The sequence below is a fragment of the Peteryoungia algae genome, assembly GCF_030369675.1.
GTDB lineage: Bacteria > Pseudomonadota > Alphaproteobacteria > Rhizobiales > Rhizobiaceae > Allorhizobium > Allorhizobium algae.
The window spans coordinates 4,134,865-4,154,598 of the sequence record NZ_CP128477.1 but is presented as its reverse complement, the minus strand read 5'-3'; the positions used below and the strand labels follow the sequence as shown (position 1 = coordinate 4,154,598).

Sequence of the window (19,734 nt, the reverse complement as noted above, 5' to 3'; positions counted from 1 at the left end):
GGCTTGTTATGAAACGGCATGGAGAGCGTGATGACAGACGATGAAGACAGCCTGTTTTCAGGCGTGAGCCACAGCCGGACCGCAGACGAGGTGGTCCAGCAGATCGAGCTTCTGATCCTTGACGGCGTGTTGCGCGACGGGGACCGGCTGCCAGGGGAAAGGGAACTTGCCCAGTCGCTCGAGGTGTCGCGACCGATCTTGCGGGATGCGCTGAAAGAGCTGGAAAGCCGAGGGCTGCTTGTCAGCCATCATGGCGGTGGCACATTTGTCGCCGACATCATCGGCCAGGTCTTTTCCAAGCCGATCACCGACCTCATCTCGCGGCATGCGCGGGCAACGCGAGATTATCTCGAGTATCGCCGTGAGCTTGAAGGCCTGACGGCGGAGCTTGCGGCCCAGCGTGCAACGGAGACCGACAAGGCGCTTCTGTCACGCATCATCGAGGACATGCGGCGCGCCCATGCCGAGGCGCAGCCAGAGGACGAGCTGGTGGCGGATGTGGAGTTTCACAATGCCGTCGGCGAAGCCGCGCACAACATCATCCTGCTGCACACCATGCGCGCCTGCTACCGGCTTCTGTCGGAAGGCATCTTCTTCAACCGCAAGGCCGTATTCTCGCTGCACAATGCGCGGGAAAGGCTGCTGGAACAGCATGTGGCGATCCATGACGCGATCCTGGCCGGCGATCCGGAAGCCGCCAAGGCGGCAGCGCAAGCACATATCGACTTCGTCATGCGGGCCGCAGACGAAAGCGCGCGGGCCGGCGAATGGGGCCGGGTCGCGAAACTCCGGCTGATCCGGCGCGACGGCAGCCGCGGAACCCGCACAACAGCACCTTCCAGAACGGAGACGAAACCGTGAGCCAAGCCCAGAACCGGCCGAAGGTCGGCCTTTTCGCCACCTGTCTGGTCGATCTCTTCCGGCCGAGCGTCGGGTTTTCCTCTGCCAAGCTGATCGAAGAGGCCGGCTGTGACGTGCATGTGCCAATCGCCCAGACCTGTTGCGGTCAGCCAGCCTATAATTCCGGCGACACGAAGGACACCCGCGATCTTGCCAGGCAGGTGATCGAGCAGTTCGAGGGCTTCGATTATGTGGTCGCTCCTTCCGGCTCCTGCAGCGCCATGCTGAAGAAGCACTATCCCGATCTCTTCAAAGGCGATCCGCTTTGGGAAGAGCGTTGTCGGCGCTTCGCGGACAAGGTGTTCGAGCTCGTCTCCTTTCTCGCCGACGTGCGCGGCATGAGCCAGGTGAAGGCCCGGCTCGACAAATCGGTGACCTATCACGACAGCTGCTCGGGCCTCAGGGAACTCGGCATCGCCAAACAACCGCGTCAGCTGCTGGCGACAGTCGAGGGGCTGGAGCTGAAGGAGATGGCGGGATCCGATGTGTGTTGCGGCTTCGGCGGTACATTCTGCGTCAAATATCCCGATATCTCCGGCAAGATCGTTTCGAAGAAAACGGCGACGATCGCCGAGAGCGGGGCAGACATTCTGCTCGCCGGCGACATGGGCTGCCTGATGAACATGGCGGGCAAACTGAAGCGCGAAGGCTCAACCATCGAGGTGCGGCATGTCGCGGAGGTACTGGCCGGCATGACCGACGGCCGGCCGATTGCCGGCAGCGGCAAGTAGAGAACACGGGAGGAGGAAGAGATGCAGTTCACCGCTCCGCAGTTCAAGGACAATGCCGCCAGGGCGCTGGCCGACCCTCAGTTGCAAAAGGCGCTCACCAATGTCGAAAAGGGTTTCATCGGCAAGCGCGCTGCCGCCGTTGCCGCCCTTCCTGAATTCGATGCGCTGCGCGACAAGGGCCGCGAGATCAAGAACCACACGCTCGCCCATCTCGACCTCTATCTCCAGGCCTATGAGAGAAAGGTGACGGAGTCGGGCGGACATGTGCATTGGGCCGAGAGTGCCGAAGATGCACGCCGGCTGGTGCTCGATATCTGCCAGCGGGTCGGGGCGAAGACCGTGACCAAGGGCAAGTCGATGATCACCGAGGAGATCAACCTCAATGATTTCCTCTTCGAGCATGCAATCGAGCCGGTCGAAACCGATCTCGGCGAATACATAATCCAGCTCCGGGGCGAGCATCCGAGCCACATCATCGCGCCGGCCGTGCATCTCAACAAGGAGCAGGTTGAGGAGGACTTCCGCCGGGTGCATACGCATCTCGACCCAGAACGCGACCTCACGGCACCGGAAACACTGTTGTCGGAAGCGCGGCAGGTGCTGCGCAAGCGCTATTTCCAGGCGGATGTCGGGATTACCGGCGCCAATTTCCTGATCGCCGAGACCGGAACCTCCGTCATCGTCACCAATGAGGGCAATGGCGACCTGACGCAGTCGCTGCCAAAGGTGCACATCGTGGTCGCCTCGATCGAGAAGCTGGTGCCGACGCTGGAGGATTGTTCGCAGATCCTGAGATTGCTTGCCCGCTCGGCGACCGGCCAGGACATCTCCGTCTATACGACCTTCTCCACCGGCCCGCGCCGCACCGAGGATCCGGACGGCCCGGAGGAGTATCACGTCATCCTGCTCGACAATGGACGCACCGCCATGCTCGGCAGCGAGTTCCAGGACATGCTCCGCTGCATCCGCTGCGGGGCCTGCATGAACCATTGCCCTGTCTACCATGCCGTCGGCGGCCATGCATACGGCTCGGTCTATCCGGGCCCGATGGGCGCCGTTCTGACCCCTTCTCTGTTCGGTGTCGACATCTCGGGCCATCTGCCGAACGCCTCGACCTTTTGCGGACGGTGTGAAAGCGTGTGTCCCATGCATATTCCGCTGCCGAAGATGATGCGGCACTGGCGCGAGCGCGAATTCGAAAAACATCTCAATCCCGCCACCGCACGCTACGGTCTTGGTGTCTTTGCCTTCATAGCCAAGCGGCCGAGGCTCTACCGGATGGCAACCGCGATCGGCGCACGACTGCTGAACCTGATCGGCGGATCGAAGGGCCGGATCACCACCCTGCCTTTCGCCTCCGGCTGGACCAGCATCCGAGACCTTCCGGCGCCCGAGGCCCAGACCTTTACGCAGCAATGGGCCGCGCGCCAGAAACAGGGGGCCTGAGCCATGGACAGCCGCCAAGCCATTCTTTCCCGGATCCGGACCTCGCTGAAAGTGAGCGGAGACGACGCCGAGCGCGCTGCGGCCGTTGCGAGCAGGCTCGTCGAGCGCCCGCTCGGCATCATTCCCAAACGCGGGCAGTTGCCAGCCGAGGAGCGGCTGGCGCTCTTCATCGCCATGGCCGAGAAATACAATGCCACGACAGAGCGCATGTCTAGCTGTGCGACTTTGCCGGCAGCCGTCGCCGACTATCTCAAGCAGCGGAACCTGCCCGCCGCCATCCGTATCGGCGCCGACGCGCGGCTCGCAAACCTTCCCTGGCATGCGACAGGTGCACTGGAAATCAAGCACGGGGCCTCTGACGGCAATGACCTCGTGGCCGTGAGCCATGCCTTCGGGGGCATCGCCGAGACGGGAACGCTCTGCGTGCTGTCCGGACCGGACAATCCCGTGACGCTGAATTTCCTGCCCGATCACCACATTGTCGTGGTCCAGGCCACAGACATTGTCGGCGACATGGAGAGCCTCTGGGCGAACTTGCGGGCAGCGCAGGGTGACACCATGCCGCGAACGGTCAACATGATCACCGGACCGTCGCGTTCCGCCGATATAGAGCAGACGCTGCTGCTCGGCGCGCATGGTCCGAGGGCTCTTCATATCGTGATTGTTGGAGAGAACGAGGGGCGCCTGACCTGAGGGAGATCCTGCGGCGATCGAATCTAGCAAAGTCGCCTGTTATTGAAAATTTCGTTCAAAATTTGAAACATTCGCCCGTTTCGTGCATTATCATCTCCTCTTCTTAAGAACGAAATTTTTAACAGTGGGGATTTATGGCACTACTAACGGACCCGCATGAAACGCCGCGCATTGCGCTCGTTTCCACGCATGGCTACGTCGCCGCACACCCGCCTCTCGGTGCCGCCGATACTGGCGGACAGGTCGTTTACGTCCTTGAACTTGCAAAGAAACTCGCCCAGCTCGGGCATAAGGTCGACATCTTCACCCGCCGGTTCGAGGACCAGCCTGAGATCGACGAGGTGGACGAGAACGTTCGCGTCGTGCGCATTCCCTGTGGCGGCCCAGACTTCATTCCGAAGGAATATCTCCACCGCCATCTGGCCGAGTGGAACGAGAAGGCCCTGCGCTGGATCAAGCGCGAAGATCTGACCTATCTTTTCATCAACAGCCATTACTGGGATGCGGGCGTCGCAGGACAAAGGCTTTCGGAAGCGCTGCATGTGCCGCACATCCACACGCCGCATTCGCTGGGCATGTGGAAGAAGCGTCAGATGGAAACGGACTATCCGGAACAGGCGGACAAGTTCGAGCAGGAGTTCAATTTCAAGGAACGCATCCAGCACGAGCTGATCATCTATCGCAGCTGCCAGCTGGTCATTGCGACGACGCCGATCCAGCTGGACATGCTGACGGAAGATTACGGGCTGTCACGCAGCCGTGTGCACATGATCCCGCCTGGTTACGACGACAACCGCTTTTATCCGGTATCGTCGGCCTCGCGCAAAATGTTGCGCCAGCGTCTCGGCTTTGAAGGCACGACCATTCTCGCGCTCGGGCGGCTTGCGACCAACAAGGGCTATGATCTCCTGATCGATGGCTTCTCGGTTCTGGTCGAGCGCATGCCGGAGACACGCCTGAGGCTTGCCGTGGGCGGCGAGAATATGGATCCTCATGAAGAGACGATCCTCGCCCAGCTCAAGCAGCAGGTCGCCGACCTCGGAATTTCTGACAAGGTAGAGTTTTCCGGCTTCATTGCCGACGACGACCTTCCGGACATGTATCGTGCGGCCGACCTCTTCGTGCTGTCGAGCCGATACGAGCCTTTCGGCATGACAGCAATCGAGGCCATGGCAAGCGGCACACCCACGATCGTTACGATCCACGGCGGGCTGTATCGCGCCATCAGCTATGGCCGCCATGCCCTCTTCGCCGACACGTTCGACAAGTATGATCTCGGCATCACGATGATGAAGCCGCTGAAGCATGCGCGTCTCTACGGACGGCTGTCGCGCATGGGTGCCCACAAGGCGCGCAGCCTCTTCACCTGGACCGGAATCGCCCAGCAACTCGTGGCACTTGTCGAAGGCCGCCCGGTGGCGCAAGCTCTTGAAGAAAGCGACTGGGCCGAACCATGGAACGACGGGGATTGAAACCGATACGCCTGTTCTCCTCCGATCTGGACGGAACGCTGGCGGGTGACCGCGATGCGTCACAGGAATTCGCGCAGCTGTGGCAGTCGCTGCCCGACGGCGAGCGGCCGCTGCTTGTCTACAATAGCGGCCGCCTGATCGAGGACATCATCGAATTCACGGTGCAAGAGGGGTTGCCGCCAGCCGATTTCCTGATCGGCGGCGTCGGCACCATGGTGCATTCGGAGAGCCATCCGCATCTGACCGCGGAGTATCAGACGCTGATTGGCGAAGGCTTTGACGTGGACCTGATCGAGGCGGAACTGGTGATGATGGAGCGCCTCAAGCGGCAGCCGGCGCAGTACCAGCACGACTATAAATCAAGCTGGTACCTGCATGACGCGACAGCCGAAGACATCCAGGAGCTGGAACAGCTTCTCGCCGGGTCGGGACACCGCGCCCGGATCATCTATTCGAGCGGGCGGGATTTGGACGTGTTGCCGGAGGTCGCCGACAAGGGCCAGGCGCTCACCTGGCTCTGCCAGACCCTTGCGATAGATCTCGACGAGGTGGTGGTGGCCGGTGACACCGGCAATGACCGGGCAATGTTCGAACTGGATGCCGTGCGCGGGATTTTGCCGGGCAATGCACTTCCGGAACTCGCCAGCCTCGCGCAAACAAGGCCTGAGACAATCATCGCCACCGGAGGCATCGCCGCCCGGGGCGTGATCGAGGGGCTCACGAGATTCGGCGTGTTTGCGCCATCCGAACCGGCTTGAATGTCGGAAAAAGCGACTTCTGGGCATAGAATGTCGCATTGTAATGAACGCCTCGGGCGCGCACCTGATAGGCAAGCAATAACCATCGCGTGAAAAGTGCCTGAACGCTTCAACATCACGCGTATCATGACAGCATTTTGGCGTATTCTAATCAACGAATCGAGGTGACAATTCCTTGGGTATCATTGGCCGCATCACATCCGACCTCAGGCTCATGCTGCAGCGTCCGCCGCGACAGCAATTCGCTGCGATCTGCCATCGCACGAAGAAGAAGACGGGCGATCTGGAGGTCCTGCTGATCACGAGCCGGGATACGGGCCGCTGGGTCATTCCCAAGGGGTGGCACATGCAGGGCAAGCAGCCCCATGCCATTGCCGAGCGGGAAGCCTTCGAGGAGGCCGGCATCAAGGGCAAGGCGACGTCGGAGCCAATCGGCTTCTACACCTACATGAAAAAGATGCGTGGCGGGCACAAGGTCGCGACCCGGGTCCAGGTTCACGCACTCGAGGTCAAGGGTGCCGCAAAAGAGTTTCCGGAGAAGGGCGTGCGCCGGCTGGAATGGGTCAGTTGCGACGAAGCCGCTGCTCGCGTCGAGGAGCCCGAACTGAAATCGCTGCTCGCCGACTTTGCCAAAATGTCACAATCCGCCGCCCCTTCGATAAAAAAGGCTGCAGAACGCGCCTGAATATGACCGTCACAAAACTGTCATATTGCAGCCCGACCCCTTTATCGCTAGGGCCTTTTGCGACCCGATGAATTTTGTCGCGCGCGGCCAGTGGCCCACGGCTTAGCCTTCATCATCAATCGCTAGACTGCAGACCGAGGATCCGGACACGGAAGCCTCGTCCGGAGACACCCAGCATGGGCAAGACAAAGCCGAAACTCGTCAAGCCGACCCTCGACAAGGATCTCGACAAGATCGCCCATGTCGAGGAAGCGGCACATTACGTCTCGCGCGGATTCGCGCCCCTCGGGATCGCGCTGATCTTCCTGGTGCTTGCAACCCTGCTCGCTGGTGCGCTTGCCATGGATCGCCCGGGGGCCTGGATCATCGTGGCGGCGGCCGCGATCGGCGCCTACATGGCGATGAACATCGGCGCAAACGACGTCACCAACAATGTCGGCCCCGCTGTCGGCTCGCGCGCCATGACCATGGGTGTCGCGCTGGCGATTGCCGTGGTGTTCGAAACTGCGGGCGCGATGATCGCCGGTGGCGATGTCGTGTCCACGATTTCCCGCGGTATTGTCGATCCGGGCAAGATGCCGAATGCGGACGTCTTCATCTGGGCGATGATGGCTTCGCTGCTTTCGTCGGCGCTCTGGGTCAATCTCGCGACCTGGATCGGCGCGCCGGTCTCGACGACCCATGCGGTTGTCGGCGGCGTGCTCGGCGCAGGGATCGCTGCCGCCGGCATGTCGGCCATCGACTGGGGTGTCATGGGTGGCATTGCCGCGAGCTGGGTCATTTCGCCCGTGCTCGGCGGCGTCATTGCCGCGCTCTTCCTTGCCTTCATCAAGGAATTCATCATCTACCGCGAAGAAAAGATCGCGGCGGCGCGGCGCTGGGTGCCGGTCCTGATCGGCATCATGTCCGGTTCCTTCCTCGCCTATCTCGCGCTCAAGGGCCTGAACAAGGTTGTTTCCGTCAGCCTCATGCAGGCCTGCCTGATCGGTCTCGGTTTCGGGCTCCTGTCCTGGTGGCTGAGCGTGCCCTTGATCCGGCGGCAGTCGCGCGGGCTCGAAAACCGCAACCAATCCCTGCGAAAGCTCTTTCAGCTTCCGCTGATCTTTGCAGCCGCCCTCCTCTCCTTCGCGCATGGCGCCAATGACGTGGCCAATGCGATCGGGCCGCTATCGGCCATCGTGCACGCCGCGCAGGACCACGAAATCTCGGGGCAGGTTACCGTGCCGCTCTGGGTCATGGTCATCGGCGCTGTCGGCATTTCGCTCGGCCTTCTGCTCTTTGGGCCCCGCCTGATCCGTCTCGTCGGCGAGCAGATCACCAAACTCAACCCGATGCGCGCCTTCTGTGTCTCGCTTTCGGCTGCCATCACCGTCATCGTCGCCTCGGCGCTCGGTCTGCCGGTGAGCTCGACGCATATCGCGGTCGGCGCCGTCTTCGGCGTTGGCTTCTTCCGCGAATGGTACACCCGCAACTCCAAGCGGCGCATGGCCTACATGCGCAACAAGGCCGAACGCTTCGAGATCGAAGCAAAGCCCGAACGCAACCCGGAAGAGATCCGCCGCCGCTACCTCGTGCGTCGGTCGCATTTCATGACAATCGTCGCGGCCTGGATCATCACCGTTCCTGCCTCGGCCGGGCTTGCAGCCGTCTTGTATTGGGCTATGTCTCACCTGGCTCTTTGATCTTGGAGACAAGACGTCCATGCGTGCCAATTATCGAATGCAACGGCTGTACGTGACCGCCGACCTGACGTTGAACCAACCCTTCGAGGCAACGGCGGAGCAGTTCAACTACCTCGCCAATGTGCTGCGCTTCGAAGACGGGGCGGAGCTTCTCGTCTTCAACGGCCGGCATGGCGAGTGGAAAGCTTCGGTGCATTTCCCATCGCGCAAGAAGATCCTGCTGACCCCGAAGGATGAGACGCGTCCGCAGCCTGCCGATTGCGACCTGCATTTCCTCTTTGCGCCGCTCAAGGTGGGGCGGATGGATTATCTGGTGCAAAAGGCGGTCGAAATGGGTGCGGGTACCCTGCAGCCGGTGATGACCCAGCATGTCCAGGGCAAGATCGGCAGCGTCGAAAGATTGCAGGCCAATGCCGTGGAGGCAGCGGAGCAATGCGGCATCCTCGCGATTCCCAAAGTCGCCGAGCCTCAGAAACTGCGCGACCTGCTCGACCGCTGGCCAGCGGACCGGCGCATCATCTATTGCGACGAGGATAGTGCCACCCAGAATCCTCTTCCCGCCCTGTCCCGCATCGAGGAAAGATCACTGGCGCTGCTGGTCGGGCCGGAAGGTGGCTTCTCTGAAGAAGAACGCCAGCTCTTGCGCTCCCTGCCCTTCGTCACAGCCATTCCGCTCGGCCCGCGCATCCTGCGCGCCGACACGGCGGCCGTTGCCGCAATGGCTGTCGTGCAGGCTGCCATCGGCGACTGGCGATAGTGTTTGCAGCGCGTTGCTGGTTCCGGTTTTTTGAGCCGAGCTTGAGAGAATTTCACTTGCGCGGCACATAAATCCGGTTCAATCAGCCTCGGTACCGGGCTCCAGACGTGCCCACCGGCGATGACCACCAAGGTAGCTTTCATGGCTCGTGATACCACTGACCAGACCCCTCTCGGCACGCTCGACGACATGGCGGCCTACATGGCCGCAGGCTCGAAGCCGAAGGAGCAATTCCGGATCGGCACCGAACATGAGAAGTTCGCCTTCTTCCGCGCAGACAACAGCCCGGTTCCCTATCATGGCGAAGCCAGCATTTCGGCACTCCTGAAGGGCATGCAGTCCAAGCTCGGCTGGGAGCCGATCATGGACGGCGACAACATCATCGGGCTTGGCGAACAGCACGGTCTGGGCGCCATCTCGATCGAGCCGGGTGGCCAGTTCGAACTCTCAGGCGCGCCGGTAGAAACGCTGCACCAGACCTGCAAGGAATCGAACCAGCATCTCGCCGTGCTGCGCGACGTGGCAGAGCCCATGGGTATCCGCTTCCTCGGTATCGGTGGCAGCCCGAAGTGGTCGCTGGCCGAGACACCGCGCATGCCGAAGTCGCGCTACGAAATCATGACCCGCTACATGCCAAAGGTCGGGACCCAGGGTCTCGACATGATGTATCGGACCTGCACGATCCAGGTGAACCTCGACTTCGCCTCGGAAGCCGACATGCGCCAGAAAATGCGGGTATCGATGAAGCTGCAGCCGCTGGCGACCGCGCTCTTCGCATCCTCGCCGTTCACCGAAGGCAAGCCGAACGGTCTCGTCTCGTGGCGGGGCAATATCTGGCGCGATACCGACAACCAGCGTGCCGGCGTGCTGCCTTTCACGTTCTCCAAGGATTTTTCCTTCGGCGACTATGTCGCCTGGGCCATCGATGCGCCGATGTATTTCATCGTGCGTGACGGGCGCTATCACGACTGTACCCACATTACCTTCCGCCAGTTCATGGATGGCGCGCTCAAGGGCGAAGTCGCCGACTGGGCGCCGGAACTGGGCGATTGGACCAATCATCTTTCCACACTCTTCCCGGATGTACGGCTCAAGCGCTTTCTCGAGATGCGCGGCGCAGACGGCGGTCCCTGGCGGCGCATCTGCGCACTGCCCGCGCTGTGGGTCGGCCTTCTCTATGACGAGACAGCGCTCGCCGCTGCGGACGAACTGACCGCGAACTGGACGGTCGAGGACGTCGTCGCCATGCGCGACGCGGTTCCGGCCCAGGGGCTGAAGGCTTCGGTTGCCGGACGTCCGCTGATGGAGGTCGCCCGCGAGGTCGTCGAACTCTCGCGTGCCGGCCTCAAGGCGCGGGATCGGCAGAATTCCGAAGGCCAGGACGAGAGCGTCTTCCTCAACACGCTGGACGAGGTGCTCGCCAAGCGCACGACGCTGGCGGACGACATGCTGGCGCTGTATCACGGCCGCTGGAACGGCTCCGTGGAACCGGTCTTCGAGGACTATCAGTACTAAAGGCTTCAAGCGCCGCAGCGGCATACGTTTGCGCAAGCCGGCAAAAAGCGGTTTGCCTCGCGGCCTTTCCGGATATAGTGCTGAATCAGCTGCACTAATCCGAGGAGATTGCCATGCTGCCACTGTTCGACATGATGATGCAGGCGCAGAACGGCATGGCCGTGGATGCCATGGCCAAGCAGTATGGCCTGGCACAGGAACAGGCCGCCAAGGCGGTCGCCGCGCTGATGCCGGCCTTTGCATCCGGTTTCAAGCGCAATACGACCAATCCTTACGACTTCTCCGCCCTGCTCCAGGCGATGACCTCAGGCAGCTATGCCAAGTATTTCGAAGACATGAGCTCGGCCTTCACGCCGCAGGGCATAGCCGATGGCAACCAGGTGCTGCAGCAGCTCTTCGGCTCCAAGGAAGTCTCGCGCGCGATCGCCGCACAGGCCGCACAGCTTTCGGGCATCGGCCAGGACATTCTCAAGCAGATGATGCCTGCCATGGCCGACACGTTGATGGGCGGGCTGTTCAAGCAGACGACGGGGCAGTTCCCGGGCGCCAACGCCTTTGCCGGAACGCCGATGGCGGCGATGATGCAGCAATGGCTGGAAAGCACCGGCATGCAGCCTAAACCGCAGGCCCAGGCCGCGACGATGTTCGACAACCCGTTCACGCGTGCCTTCCAGGATATGATGGGCGGACAGAAGAAGCCGGACCCGCAGGCCGCTGCCAATCCCTTCCTCGACAATCCGTTCACAAAGGCGTTCCAGGACATGGCGGCTGCCTATTCGGCGCAAGTGACCGGCCAGCCGGCGGAAGCGCCAAAGGCCCCACAGGAGCCGGCAAAGACGTCGGAAAAAGACACGCAGGAAGGTTTCGCTGCGATGATGAACACCATGTTCGACAGCGGGCTCGAAGTGCAGAAGAGCTACCAGAAGAGCATGGAACAGATCTTCGACACCTATCGCACCACCTCTCCCAAGGACGCACAGAAGCCTTCGGCGCCAGAGCCTGACAGCAAGGGCTGAGAGGTCCACCTTTTGCAGAAACGAAAAACGGCGCGGTCTCCCGCGCCGTTTTCGCGTTCAGGAACGGCTCTGGCTCAGAACTCTTCCCACTCGCCATCGGACTTGTTGTCCTTGGCCTGGGTCAGCTTTGCGCCGAGACCGATGGAGATCTTGTCCATCAGGGAGCGCGCCGGCGAGATGACCGCGCGGCTGCCGGCTTCGGCCGGGGCGACTTTCGGCTTCAGGAAGGAGCGCGTGGCCGGCTTTGCAGCGGCCGGTGCGGGCTGGGAGACCGACGGTTGGGCCGGACGGCTGAAGCCCGTGTCGAGTTGATCGGCGAAGCGGTTCTGCAAGGTGGAGGCACCCGCCTCGACCGTGAACTGGCCGACGAGACCCGACAGCATTTCAGCGTCCCGGGTCAGGCCAGCCATTTCCGTGTTCGTCTGTTCGGCGGCACGGGCGTTCTGCTGGGTCACGTTCTCCATGCGGGCGACCGCATCGTTGATCTCGTTCAGGCTTGCGGATTGCTGTTTCGACGTGGAGGCGATCGAATGGATATGGTCGCCGATTTGCACCACCTGTCCGGCGATGGAGGAAAGCACCGTTCCCGTTTCGCGAACGAGGCCGACGCCGTTTGAAACTTCCTGGCCGGACTTGGTGATCAGGGCCTTGATATCCTTTGCGGCAGTCGCAGAGCGCTGGGCAAGTTCACGCACTTCCTGGGCAACAACGGCGAAACCCTTGCCGGCCTCACCGGCACGGGCTGCCTCGACACCGGCATTCAGCGCCAGAAGGTTGGTCTGGAAGGCGATCTCGTCAATCACGTTGATGATCTTGGAAATCTCGCTCGAGGCCTGCTCGATGCGGCTCATCGCATCGATCGCGCCCCCGACGATCTCGCCGGAGCGATCCGAATTGGTGCGGGCCTCACGTGCGAGGGTCGATGCATTTTCCGCGCGCTCCGACGAATGGCGGATCGCCTCCATGATCTGACGGATCGCCGTGGAGGTCTCGACCAATGCGGCGGCCTGCTGTTCCGTGCGGTTGCTGAGATCGGCGGTGGCGGAGCTGACGGCGCCGCTCTTGCGATTGATCTCTGCGACATTGCCGTGAACGGAGGCGACCGTGGCCGACAGGCGTTCCAGCGAGGTGTTGAAGTCGAGGCGCAGGCGATCGAGATTGCCGACGAGCGGCTTGCGGATCGTTGCGGTCAAATCACCATTGGCGAGCGACTGGAGGCCTGTACCGAGCACCTCGATCGCCTCGGTGAGTTCGGCCTGGGCTGCGGCCCGCTCGGCCTCGCGCTGATGGCGTTCGCTTTCGGTTGCCGAACGTCGGCTTTCATTCTCCGTCTCCAGCGCGCGCTTGTCGATTTCGGCCTGGCGGAAGACGGCAACGGAGCGCGCCATGTCGCCGATTTCGTCTGAACGGTCTATGCCCTTGAGATCGATATTCGTCCTGCCGTCCGCCAGCTGTCCCATGGAGGTCACAAGTTCGGAGATCGGCCGGGTCAGGCTGCGTGAGAAAACGAAACCGACCAGCGAGCCGACCAGCACCAGGACGGCGCCCATACCGACCGATTTCAGGCCGGCCGATACGAGTTGTGCCGTGATTTCATCTTCGCCGATCAATGCGACGACGGCCCAGCGGACATCGCCGAAATCGAGCGGCACCAGCGCAGCATGGCTCGTCATGCCACGATAGCCTTCAAGCTCGCCGCTCGCATCCTGTCCGCTCATCGCTGCTGCGAGAACCGGTGCGCTGAGGTTCACCTTGAGGCTATCCATGTCGGCGGTGCGCGGGCTGTCGGAAACGAGCATGCCCGCCTTGTCGACCAGCACGGTTTCACCGGTCGCGCCGAGACCTCGCGTATTGGCGAAGATGCCGTTCAGCTGATCATTGGGCAATTGATAAGCGAGCACGCCGAGCTTGCGCTCGTTCATGATGATCGGAACGGCGATGAAAGCAGCGGGCTCTCCAGCCAGGGGCTCGTAGGCCTCAAATTCCGAACTGGCAAACAGGTTCGGATCATCACTCCCGATCGCCTTCACGAACACCTTGGCGAGGCCGGTATCCTTGTAGGGGCCACTGAGCAGGTTGGTCCCGAAGTCGCGCTTCTTCTGAACCGTGTAGACGACATTGCCGTCAACATCGATCAGGAAGATGTCGTAGTAACCCTGAGCCTGTAGGTGCTTGAGGAAGGTGGTGTGCCCCTGACGATGGGCGCGGTCGTAGCTATCCTTCTTGGCGCTGTCGAGGTTGTATTTTTCGCCGACCGGATTGGGATTGTCGTCGATATAGCGCTTCTGGAGCTCGGCCGCCGGGTTGTCGCCGAGCTTTGGCCAGGCCCCCGTGATGCCGAACAGTGCCTGCTGGGTCATCATGTCGGACGCAGTCGCGCGAGCGTCGAGCTGGATGGCTTCGAGGAAACGACGCGCCTCGTTGCGGCGACCATCCGCGGTCGCCTCCAGTTGCTGATACACCTGCTCGTCGAGGATGCGGCTCTGCTGCACGAGGCCGATCGCCACGGAGGCACTCAGAATTACGAGAGCGAACAGCGTCGCGGCCAAAGGCAGCTTCGTCGATATACGCATGAGGGGTCTCCAGATAGGTAGCACGTCAGGCAGTTCATGGCTGACATACGCCCGTTAGCAACAGGTTACTTCCCGCCACTTTTCCCCTCATATTCCACAGGTCTCGCCACTAATTTAGCATCAACAAAAAAAGCCCGGTCCGAAATAATCGGGACCGGGCAAGAAGCAGGGCTATTGGCTGTCACCCTGCGGGGATGGAAGGCGAATCAATCGGCTTTCAGGCCGCGAAGGGACTGCTCGGCGCGACGGCGCGCGAGACGGGTCAGATGCAGCGAAGGATCGTCAGCGTAACCGTGGCGGTGAAGCACGTCCTGAACCTCCCCGCGGCTGAGGCCGAGGTCGTTCAGGAGGCGCTCGTCGAGCTCGGCGAGGCTGTTCGCAGCGAGACGATTGCGCAGCGCAACGCGAAGGGATCCGAACCACACGTTGAGGCGGGCAAGGCGCGCGGCAAGCGTCTGGCTCGGCCGTCCAACGGCAATATCGAGGTCAAAGTCGAGGATCCGATCGTTCGTGCGCATGGCAAATTCCTTTCAGCGGGCACGAGAAGACAGCCGCCCGCGGGAGCGGACAGGCGATGAGGGTAGGAGGTGAAAGCTTGGCCGGTAACCGGCCGGTGAGGATTGCGAGAGTGAAGATCGCAAAAGGATATTGATCAGTCCAACGAATGTTTCTAATGGTAGTCATCAACCCTTCTGATGGATGAATTCCCATGTCGGCCCCACTCGATATCGATCAGTTGCAGACCTTCATCGCCATCGTCGACACAGGCAGCTTCACCAAGGCTGCCGGACGCGTGTTCAAAACCCAATCGGCCGTTTCCATGCAGATGCGCAGACTTGAGGAACGGGTCGGCAAGCAGCTGTTCATCAAGGACGGGCGCGGCAACCGCCTGACGGCAGACGGCGACAAACTGCTCAATTATGCGCGCAGGATCATCCGGCTGAATTCCGAGGCGATGGCAGCCTTCGACGACAACAGGCTGGAAGGCACGCTCCGGATCGGGACACCCGATGATTATGCCGACCGCTACATGCCGGAGATCATTGGACGCTTCGCCAAAACCCACCCGAATGTCGAGCTCTATATCGTCTGCGAACCCTCGATGGACCTCGCCGACAAGATGGCCAAGGGTGAGCTCGACATCGCGCTCGTGACGCATAATCCGCTTCTGCGGCAGTCCGACGTCGTGCGCACCGAACCCCTGTGCTGGGTCGGATCGGCCAACCATCCGCTGAAGGATGACGCGCCGGTTCCACTGGCCGTCGGCCGGCGCGATTGCCAGTGGCGACAACTTGCCTGCTCGGCACTCGATGCTGACGGACGCGAATATCAGATCCTGTTCACGAGCTGGTCCTCGACCGTGGTCGCGGCTGCAGTGCTCGCCGGCATGGCCGTCTCGATCCTGCCGGAGTCGGCGCTTAGAACAGGCATGAAGGTGCTGACCGCCAATGACGGTTTTCCGCCATTGCCGCCGGTGCAGATCGGTCTGATGAAACGTCCGGGCCTCTCGACCTCGCTGGTCAATGCAATCACCGACCACATTACCGCATGCCTCGACAACATCACGCCGGCCCAAGTGGACGACGACCTGGACGGCGAGCCAAAGACCTATTCGCGCTACTATCCGCGCCTTCGTGCCAGCAACATGATTCCGGGCTGGTAACGGTATCGGCAGGTGATGCTCAGTAGGCGAACAGGGACACGCGCGTAACACGGCGCCACTGATCGAGGTGCGCGCGCGCGACGTCTTCTTCCTGCTGCGTGGCGTACCGGATGACTTCACCGGTCGCGAGGATCATCAGCTTCAAATTGACCCGGAAGCGCTGGTAATCGCTTTCGGGAACGAGATGAGACAGGTCGCGATAGAAGCATGTAATGACATGTTCATGGTAGTCGGCGGAAATCTGGCCCAGATCCCTATCCGTCACGATCGCCTGCCAGAGCGTCGTATAGATCCGTTCCTGGCGGAATATGTCGTGAAGCTCGATCAGACTGTCGGCCGCGCGATCAGCTGCTTCCTCCAGGGTTTTGACCCCGATGAAAATCTGTCGGATGAAACCATCCAGACGCGCCGAAAATCGGTCGTGCAGCGCCTTGATGACCGCAGCCTTCTGCGGGAAGAACTGGTAAAGCGAGCCGATTGAAATCCCTGCCCGCTGAGCAACCTCGCTCATCGTCGTCTGGGCTATGCCCTTCTCCAGGAAGAGCTCGATCGCAGCCTCGAGGATCGCCTCCAGGCGCTGGATGCTCCGTTCCTGCTGCGGCTTCTTGCGCAACTGAAGCCGCCCCTCCCTCACATGATCGTTCATTCCATTCCCCGAGCAAGGCGGCTGTCATTGCCGCCGATAGATGCCATGGCAATAGGCCAGGGGTCTGGCCAAATCATTAATGATTTCCATCAGCCCCATGATTGGACGATTTCACACAGAAAAGGTGCGTCCCGACGTCAGCTGCCGTCCTGCAGATGCCGCTCGCGGGCCAGGTCGAAGGTCTGGATGCCGTCCTTCGGGCGCCCCCGATCACGCCACGTCGGATGCTTCAGAGTATAAGCCGCGTCGTCATATCCCGCCTTCCAGTGATCCTCGATCGAAAGACGGGAGAAATCCACGTCCATGGCATGGGTGGCATGCGAGGCACGGCGATGGATGAGATGTACAATCGTCACGTCATATTCGTAGCCGATGGAGCGCAAGATCCTTGCGTCCTCATCGTCCTGGAACTCCGGCGGCAGTCTTTCCAACAGGCGTTTGGCAGCGCGGCGGACGATCTGGCGCCTCGCGAAATCATCCGTGTTCATGCGGGTCCGGCTCGAGTAGCGGATTTCCTTGATCCGGCTTTCCACCTCGAACTGGTCGCGAGGCATGTCGCCTCGGGCGTTGAAGAGATCGACCTGGAAGATCTCCAGATCGCGCGAGGCATCGTTGACGTTGAGCACATGCTGCAGCGGCGTGTTCGACACGAGCCCCCCGTCCCAGTAATGGCGGCCATCGATCTCGATTGGCGGAAAGCCGGGCGGCAGGGCGCCGGATGCTGCGACATGACGCGCATCGAGCTTTGTCGTGCGGTTGTCGAAATAGGCAAAATTTCCGGAGCGGATCTCGACGGCACCGAGGCTGAGACGGGTCTGGCAATCGTTGAGCAGTTCGAAATCGACCAGCCTGTCGAGGGTCTTCACCAGCGGCTCGGTGTCATAGGCGCTGACACGCATGTCCGGATTGCCAAAAATCTGTTGCGGTGTCGGAAGGCGGGGAGAAAAGAAGCCGGGGATGCCGAAGGCCGTCGCGGCAAGCGCTGCGGCATCGTTCTGGACGCGCCTCAGCCTGTTGTCTCCGGTCGCCCAGCCGAAGTCGAGACCGGATGACACGGTCTGCCAGAAGTCGCGCAGGTTGGCGATCCGTCGCTCGCGGGGGCTTCCCGCAATGATTGCTGCATTGATCGCACCGATGGATATGCCCGCCAGCCAGTCCGGCTCCACCTCGTTTTCATGCAGGGCTTCATAGGCGCCTGCCTGATAGGCCCCGAGTGCCCCGCCGCCCTGGAACACGAAGATGCGATCTGTGCCTGTATTGATGCCTGTTTCTGCCATTCGCCTGCCCGGTTATTGCTGCGCCGCACAAAGATAGGGCTGTTGCGGGCTCAATGCCAGTGGGGGGCGACCTCACGCGGTCTTCCCTGTCGCAGCGTTTCCTCGGCATTCGACCCAAAAGAAATGCGATGCGCACCTGCGTTTCCGGACTATGAAGGAGTCAGCCCATCCGGAGACGAGGACAGCCGATGACCCAATCCCTTTCCACCCTTGCCGCCCTTCTGGTCGGTGCAACCCTTTTCCTGTCCACGCCCGGTTATGCCGACGAGGCGGAGGTCGACCAGCAGATCGAAGCCTTGCTCGGTGATCCCCGGACCTTCCGGAGCACGATTGCCGACCTGCAACGGCGCGTTGCCGACGAGGATTCCATCGCGGTGTCCGCCTTCATCTCCTATCCGATCACCGTCTCCATCAATGGCATGCGCAAGACGCTCCGACAGGCGGAGGATCTCGAGGAGTATTACAGCGACATCTTCACCCCGGATATTGTCGAAGTGATCGTCAACCAGGACTATGGCAGTCTCTTCGTCAACAGCGACGGCGTGATGTTCGGCAATGGCGAAGTCTGGATGAGTGCCGTTTGCCTTGATGACGGCTGCGCCGAGGTGGAAGCCCAGATCATCGCCATCCAGGGGGTGGAATAAGCCACGGGCACGAACATTCAACAATCAAAAACGGCGCGGTCCTGCCGCGCCGTTTTGCCTGTCTGGAAGCTCAGATCAGGTTGCGAGATCAAGCACGATGCGGCCGTCAATCTTGCCTTCTTTCATGCGGTCGAAGATGGTGTTGATGTTCTCCAGCTTGTCCCAGCTGAAATGCGATGCGACCTTGCCCTCGCCGGCAAATTCCAGGCTTTCCTCAAGGTCTTGGCGCGTTCCGACGATCGAGCCACGCACGGTGATACGCTTCAGGACGGTCTCGAAAACCGGTAGCGAGATGAAGCCCGGCGGAAGGCCAACCAGCGCCATCGTGCCCTTGGAACGCAGGAAGCCGTAGGCCTGCTCCATTGCCTTCGGTGACACGGCCGTGACCAGCGCGCCGTGAACGCCGCCTGTTGCCTTTTGCACCTGCGCGATCGCATCGGCATCCTTGCCGTTGACGACCACATCGGCGCCCAGGTCCTTGGCGAGCTTCAGCTTGTCGTCGAATATGTCGGCGGCGACCACATGCATACCCATGGCCTTGGCGTATTGCACGGCCATGTGGCCGAGGCCGCCGATGCCGGAGATGACCACCCATTCACCGGGCTTCACCTCGGCTTCCTTCAGCCCCTTGTAGACGGTCACGCCAGCGCAGAGCACCGGTGCTGCCGGGCCGAATTCCAGATTGTCCGGCAGGCGGCCGACATAGTCGGGATCGGCGAGGCCATATTGGGCAAAGGTGCCGTTGACCGAATAGCCGGTGTTCTGCTGGCTGCCGCAAAGCGTTTCCCAGCCAGTGCGGCACGGCGAGCAGCAACCACAGGCGGTGTGCAGCCACGGCACGCCGACACGATCACCTTCCTTGATGCGGGATACGCCCGCACCGAGCTTTGCGACGTAACCCACGCCCTCATGGCCCGGAATGAAAGGTGGACTGGGCTTGACCGGCCAATCGCCACTGGCGGCGTGGAGGTCGGTGTGGCAGACGCCGGTCGCCTCATACTTGACGACGATCTGACCAGGGCCGGGTTCCGGGATCGGCCATTCCTCGATCGTCAAGGGCTTGCCGAATTCCCGCACCACGGCGGCTTTCATCATCGATGCCATATCAAACTCCCATCGTTCTTCGAACTGGACCCCCGCCAACTGGACTTGCAGGGCGGGCATGACCAGACCTTATGCGCGCTGGGGATGTGGGCGATTGATCGGTATCAAACTATCGGCGATTTCATCGAAACTTCACAATGCCGGGGGAACCCTTCAGGGCTCTCCCGGCAGA

The 19,734-nt window shown here is 61.5% G+C and carries 18 protein-coding genes; 13 read left to right on the top strand and 5 right to left on the bottom strand.

From position 1 onward, the window contains the following. Positions 1-30: 30 nt before the first annotated feature. The 11 genes from QTL56_RS19665 to QTL56_RS19615 all read left to right on the top strand — a co-directional run bounded on the left by QTL56_RS19665 (position 31) and on the right by QTL56_RS19615 (position 11,655). Positions 31-861 carry a FadR/GntR family transcriptional regulator gene (locus QTL56_RS19665; RefSeq protein ID WP_245135010.1) on the top strand — a complete coding sequence of 277 codons (831 nt, stop codon included), beginning with the start codon at positions 31-33 and terminating at the stop codon, positions 859-861. Beyond that, positions 858-1,631 carry a (Fe-S)-binding protein gene (locus QTL56_RS19660; protein WP_245135008.1) on the top strand — a complete coding sequence of 258 codons (774 nt, stop codon included), beginning with the start codon at positions 858-860 and terminating at the stop codon, positions 1,629-1,631. Before QTL56_RS19665 ends, QTL56_RS19660 begins: the two co-directional genes overlap by 4 nt. Positions 1,632-1,652: 21 nt before the next feature. Further along, positions 1,653-3,077 carry a LutB/LldF family L-lactate oxidation iron-sulfur protein gene (locus tag QTL56_RS19655; protein WP_245135006.1) on the top strand — a complete coding sequence of 475 codons (1,425 nt, stop codon included), beginning with the start codon at positions 1,653-1,655 and terminating at the stop codon, positions 3,075-3,077. A gap of 3 nt (positions 3,078-3,080) precedes the next feature. Further along, positions 3,081-3,770: a LutC/YkgG family protein gene (locus QTL56_RS19650; RefSeq protein ID WP_245135004.1), complete on the top strand. Its 690-nt coding sequence runs from the start codon at positions 3,081-3,083 to the stop codon at positions 3,768-3,770. 134 nt (positions 3,771-3,904) lie between these two features. Next, positions 3,905-5,242: a glycosyltransferase family 4 protein gene (locus QTL56_RS19645; RefSeq protein ID WP_229572923.1), complete on the top strand. Its 1,338-nt coding sequence runs from the start codon at positions 3,905-3,907 to the stop codon at positions 5,240-5,242. After that, positions 5,239-6,000: an HAD-IIB family hydrolase gene (locus QTL56_RS19640; protein ID WP_245135001.1), complete on the top strand. Its 762-nt coding sequence runs from the start codon at positions 5,239-5,241 to the stop codon at positions 5,998-6,000. The genes QTL56_RS19645 and QTL56_RS19640 overlap by 4 nt, the downstream gene beginning before the upstream one ends. Before the next feature lie 175 nt (positions 6,001-6,175). Further along, positions 6,176-6,685 carry an NUDIX hydrolase gene (locus QTL56_RS19635; RefSeq protein ID WP_229572925.1) on the top strand — a complete coding sequence of 170 codons (510 nt, stop codon included), beginning with the start codon at positions 6,176-6,178 and terminating at the stop codon, positions 6,683-6,685. Between the two features lie 176 nt (positions 6,686-6,861). Next, positions 6,862-8,367 (top strand): inorganic phosphate transporter, encoded by a 1,506-nt coding sequence (locus QTL56_RS19630; protein WP_229572926.1) that lies wholly within the window; start codon positions 6,862-6,864, stop codon positions 8,365-8,367. A 19-nt stretch (positions 8,368-8,386) separates the two neighbouring features. Continuing rightward, positions 8,387-9,124 (top strand): 16S rRNA (uracil(1498)-N(3))-methyltransferase, encoded by a 738-nt coding sequence (locus tag QTL56_RS19625; protein ID WP_245134999.1) that lies wholly within the window; start codon positions 8,387-8,389, stop codon positions 9,122-9,124. Positions 9,125-9,265: 141 nt separating this feature from the next. After that, positions 9,266-10,639 (top strand): glutamate--cysteine ligase, encoded by a 1,374-nt coding sequence (locus QTL56_RS19620; RefSeq protein WP_245134997.1) that lies wholly within the window; start codon positions 9,266-9,268, stop codon positions 10,637-10,639. 113 nt (positions 10,640-10,752) lie between these two features. Next, on the top strand, positions 10,753-11,655 hold the full coding sequence (locus QTL56_RS19615; RefSeq protein ID WP_229572929.1) for a DUF937 domain-containing protein: 903 nt from the start codon (positions 10,753-10,755) through the stop codon (positions 11,653-11,655). A 74-nt stretch (positions 11,656-11,729) separates the two neighbouring features. Here QTL56_RS19615 and QTL56_RS19610 read toward each other — a convergent pair whose 3' ends face one another. After that, positions 11,730-14,228, bottom strand: coding sequence for a methyl-accepting chemotaxis protein (locus QTL56_RS19610; RefSeq protein WP_245134996.1), 2,499 nt, complete (start codon positions 14,226-14,228; stop codon positions 11,730-11,732). A gap of 206 nt (positions 14,229-14,434) precedes the next feature. After that, on the bottom strand, positions 14,435-14,746 hold the full coding sequence (locus QTL56_RS19605) for a YjiS-like domain-containing protein (RefSeq protein WP_245134993.1): 312 nt from the start codon (positions 14,744-14,746) through the stop codon (positions 14,435-14,437). A gap of 191 nt (positions 14,747-14,937) precedes the next feature. Between QTL56_RS19605 and QTL56_RS19600 the strand changes: the two genes are divergently transcribed. Then, positions 14,938-15,891 carry a LysR substrate-binding domain-containing protein gene (locus QTL56_RS19600; protein ID WP_229572932.1) on the top strand — a complete coding sequence of 318 codons (954 nt, stop codon included), beginning with the start codon at positions 14,938-14,940 and terminating at the stop codon, positions 15,889-15,891. A gap of 19 nt (positions 15,892-15,910) precedes the next feature. Here QTL56_RS19600 and QTL56_RS19595 read toward each other — a convergent pair whose 3' ends face one another. Together QTL56_RS19595 and QTL56_RS19590 are read right to left on the bottom strand one after the other, a co-directional pair. Further along, positions 15,911-16,537: a TetR/AcrR family transcriptional regulator gene (locus tag QTL56_RS19595; RefSeq protein ID WP_245134992.1), complete on the bottom strand. Its 627-nt coding sequence runs from the start codon at positions 16,535-16,537 to the stop codon at positions 15,911-15,913. 137 nt (positions 16,538-16,674) lie between these two features. Beyond that, complete coding sequence (locus QTL56_RS19590) at positions 16,675-17,814, bottom strand: DUF3734 domain-containing protein (RefSeq protein ID WP_245134989.1); 1,140 nt, start codon at positions 17,812-17,814, stop codon at positions 16,675-16,677. Between the two features lie 188 nt (positions 17,815-18,002). Between QTL56_RS19590 and QTL56_RS19585 the strand changes: the two genes are divergently transcribed. Next, positions 18,003-18,458, top strand: a complete 456-nt coding sequence (locus QTL56_RS19585; RefSeq protein WP_245134987.1) for a hypothetical protein — start codon at positions 18,003-18,005, stop codon at positions 18,456-18,458. 75 nt (positions 18,459-18,533) lie between these two features. Here the strand turns inward: QTL56_RS19585 and adhP are convergent, their stop codons facing one another. Continuing rightward, positions 18,534-19,562 (bottom strand): alcohol dehydrogenase AdhP, encoded by a 1,029-nt coding sequence (gene adhP / locus QTL56_RS19580; RefSeq protein ID WP_245134986.1) that lies wholly within the window; start codon positions 19,560-19,562, stop codon positions 18,534-18,536. Positions 19,563-19,734 lie beyond the last annotated feature (172 nt).

What these genes read in the sequence shown, in the direction of transcription:
- QTL56_RS19625 (WP_245134999.1), top strand. Translation starts at nt 8,387, where the DNA reads ATGCGTGCCAATTATCGAATGCAACGGCTGTACGTGACCGCCGACCTG.
- QTL56_RS19655 (WP_245135006.1), top strand. Translation starts at nt 1,653, where the DNA reads ATGCAGTTCACCGCTCCGCAGTTCAAGGACAATGCCGCCAGGGCGCTG.
- QTL56_RS19630 (WP_229572926.1), top strand. Translation starts at nt 6,862, where the DNA reads ATGGGCAAGACAAAGCCGAAACTCGTCAAGCCGACCCTCGACAAGGAT.
- QTL56_RS19645 (WP_229572923.1), top strand. Translation starts at nt 3,905, where the DNA reads ATGGCACTACTAACGGACCCGCATGAAACGCCGCGCATTGCGCTCGTT.
- QTL56_RS19585 (WP_245134987.1), top strand. Translation starts at nt 18,003, where the DNA reads ATGACCCAATCCCTTTCCACCCTTGCCGCCCTTCTGGTCGGTGCAACC.
- QTL56_RS19595 (WP_245134992.1), bottom strand. Translation starts at nt 16,537, where the DNA reads ATGAACGATCATGTGAGGGAGGGGCGGCTTCAGTTGCGCAAGAAGCCG.
- QTL56_RS19665 (WP_245135010.1), top strand. Translation starts at nt 31, where the DNA reads ATGACAGACGATGAAGACAGCCTGTTTTCAGGCGTGAGCCACAGCCGG.
- QTL56_RS19615 (WP_229572929.1), top strand. Translation starts at nt 10,753, where the DNA reads ATGCTGCCACTGTTCGACATGATGATGCAGGCGCAGAACGGCATGGCC.
- QTL56_RS19620 (WP_245134997.1), top strand. Translation starts at nt 9,266, where the DNA reads ATGGCTCGTGATACCACTGACCAGACCCCTCTCGGCACGCTCGACGAC.
- QTL56_RS19610 (WP_245134996.1), bottom strand. Translation starts at nt 14,228, where the DNA reads ATGCGTATATCGACGAAGCTGCCTTTGGCCGCGACGCTGTTCGCTCTC.
- QTL56_RS19600 (WP_229572932.1), top strand. Translation starts at nt 14,938, where the DNA reads ATGTCGGCCCCACTCGATATCGATCAGTTGCAGACCTTCATCGCCATC.
- QTL56_RS19590 (WP_245134989.1), bottom strand. Translation starts at nt 17,814, where the DNA reads ATGGCAGAAACAGGCATCAATACAGGCACAGATCGCATCTTCGTGTTC.
- QTL56_RS19605 (WP_245134993.1), bottom strand. Translation starts at nt 14,746, where the DNA reads ATGCGCACGAACGATCGGATCCTCGACTTTGACCTCGATATTGCCGTT.
- adhP (WP_245134986.1), bottom strand. Translation starts at nt 19,562, where the DNA reads ATGGCATCGATGATGAAAGCCGCCGTGGTGCGGGAATTCGGCAAGCCC.
- QTL56_RS19650 (WP_245135004.1), top strand. Translation starts at nt 3,081, where the DNA reads ATGGACAGCCGCCAAGCCATTCTTTCCCGGATCCGGACCTCGCTGAAA.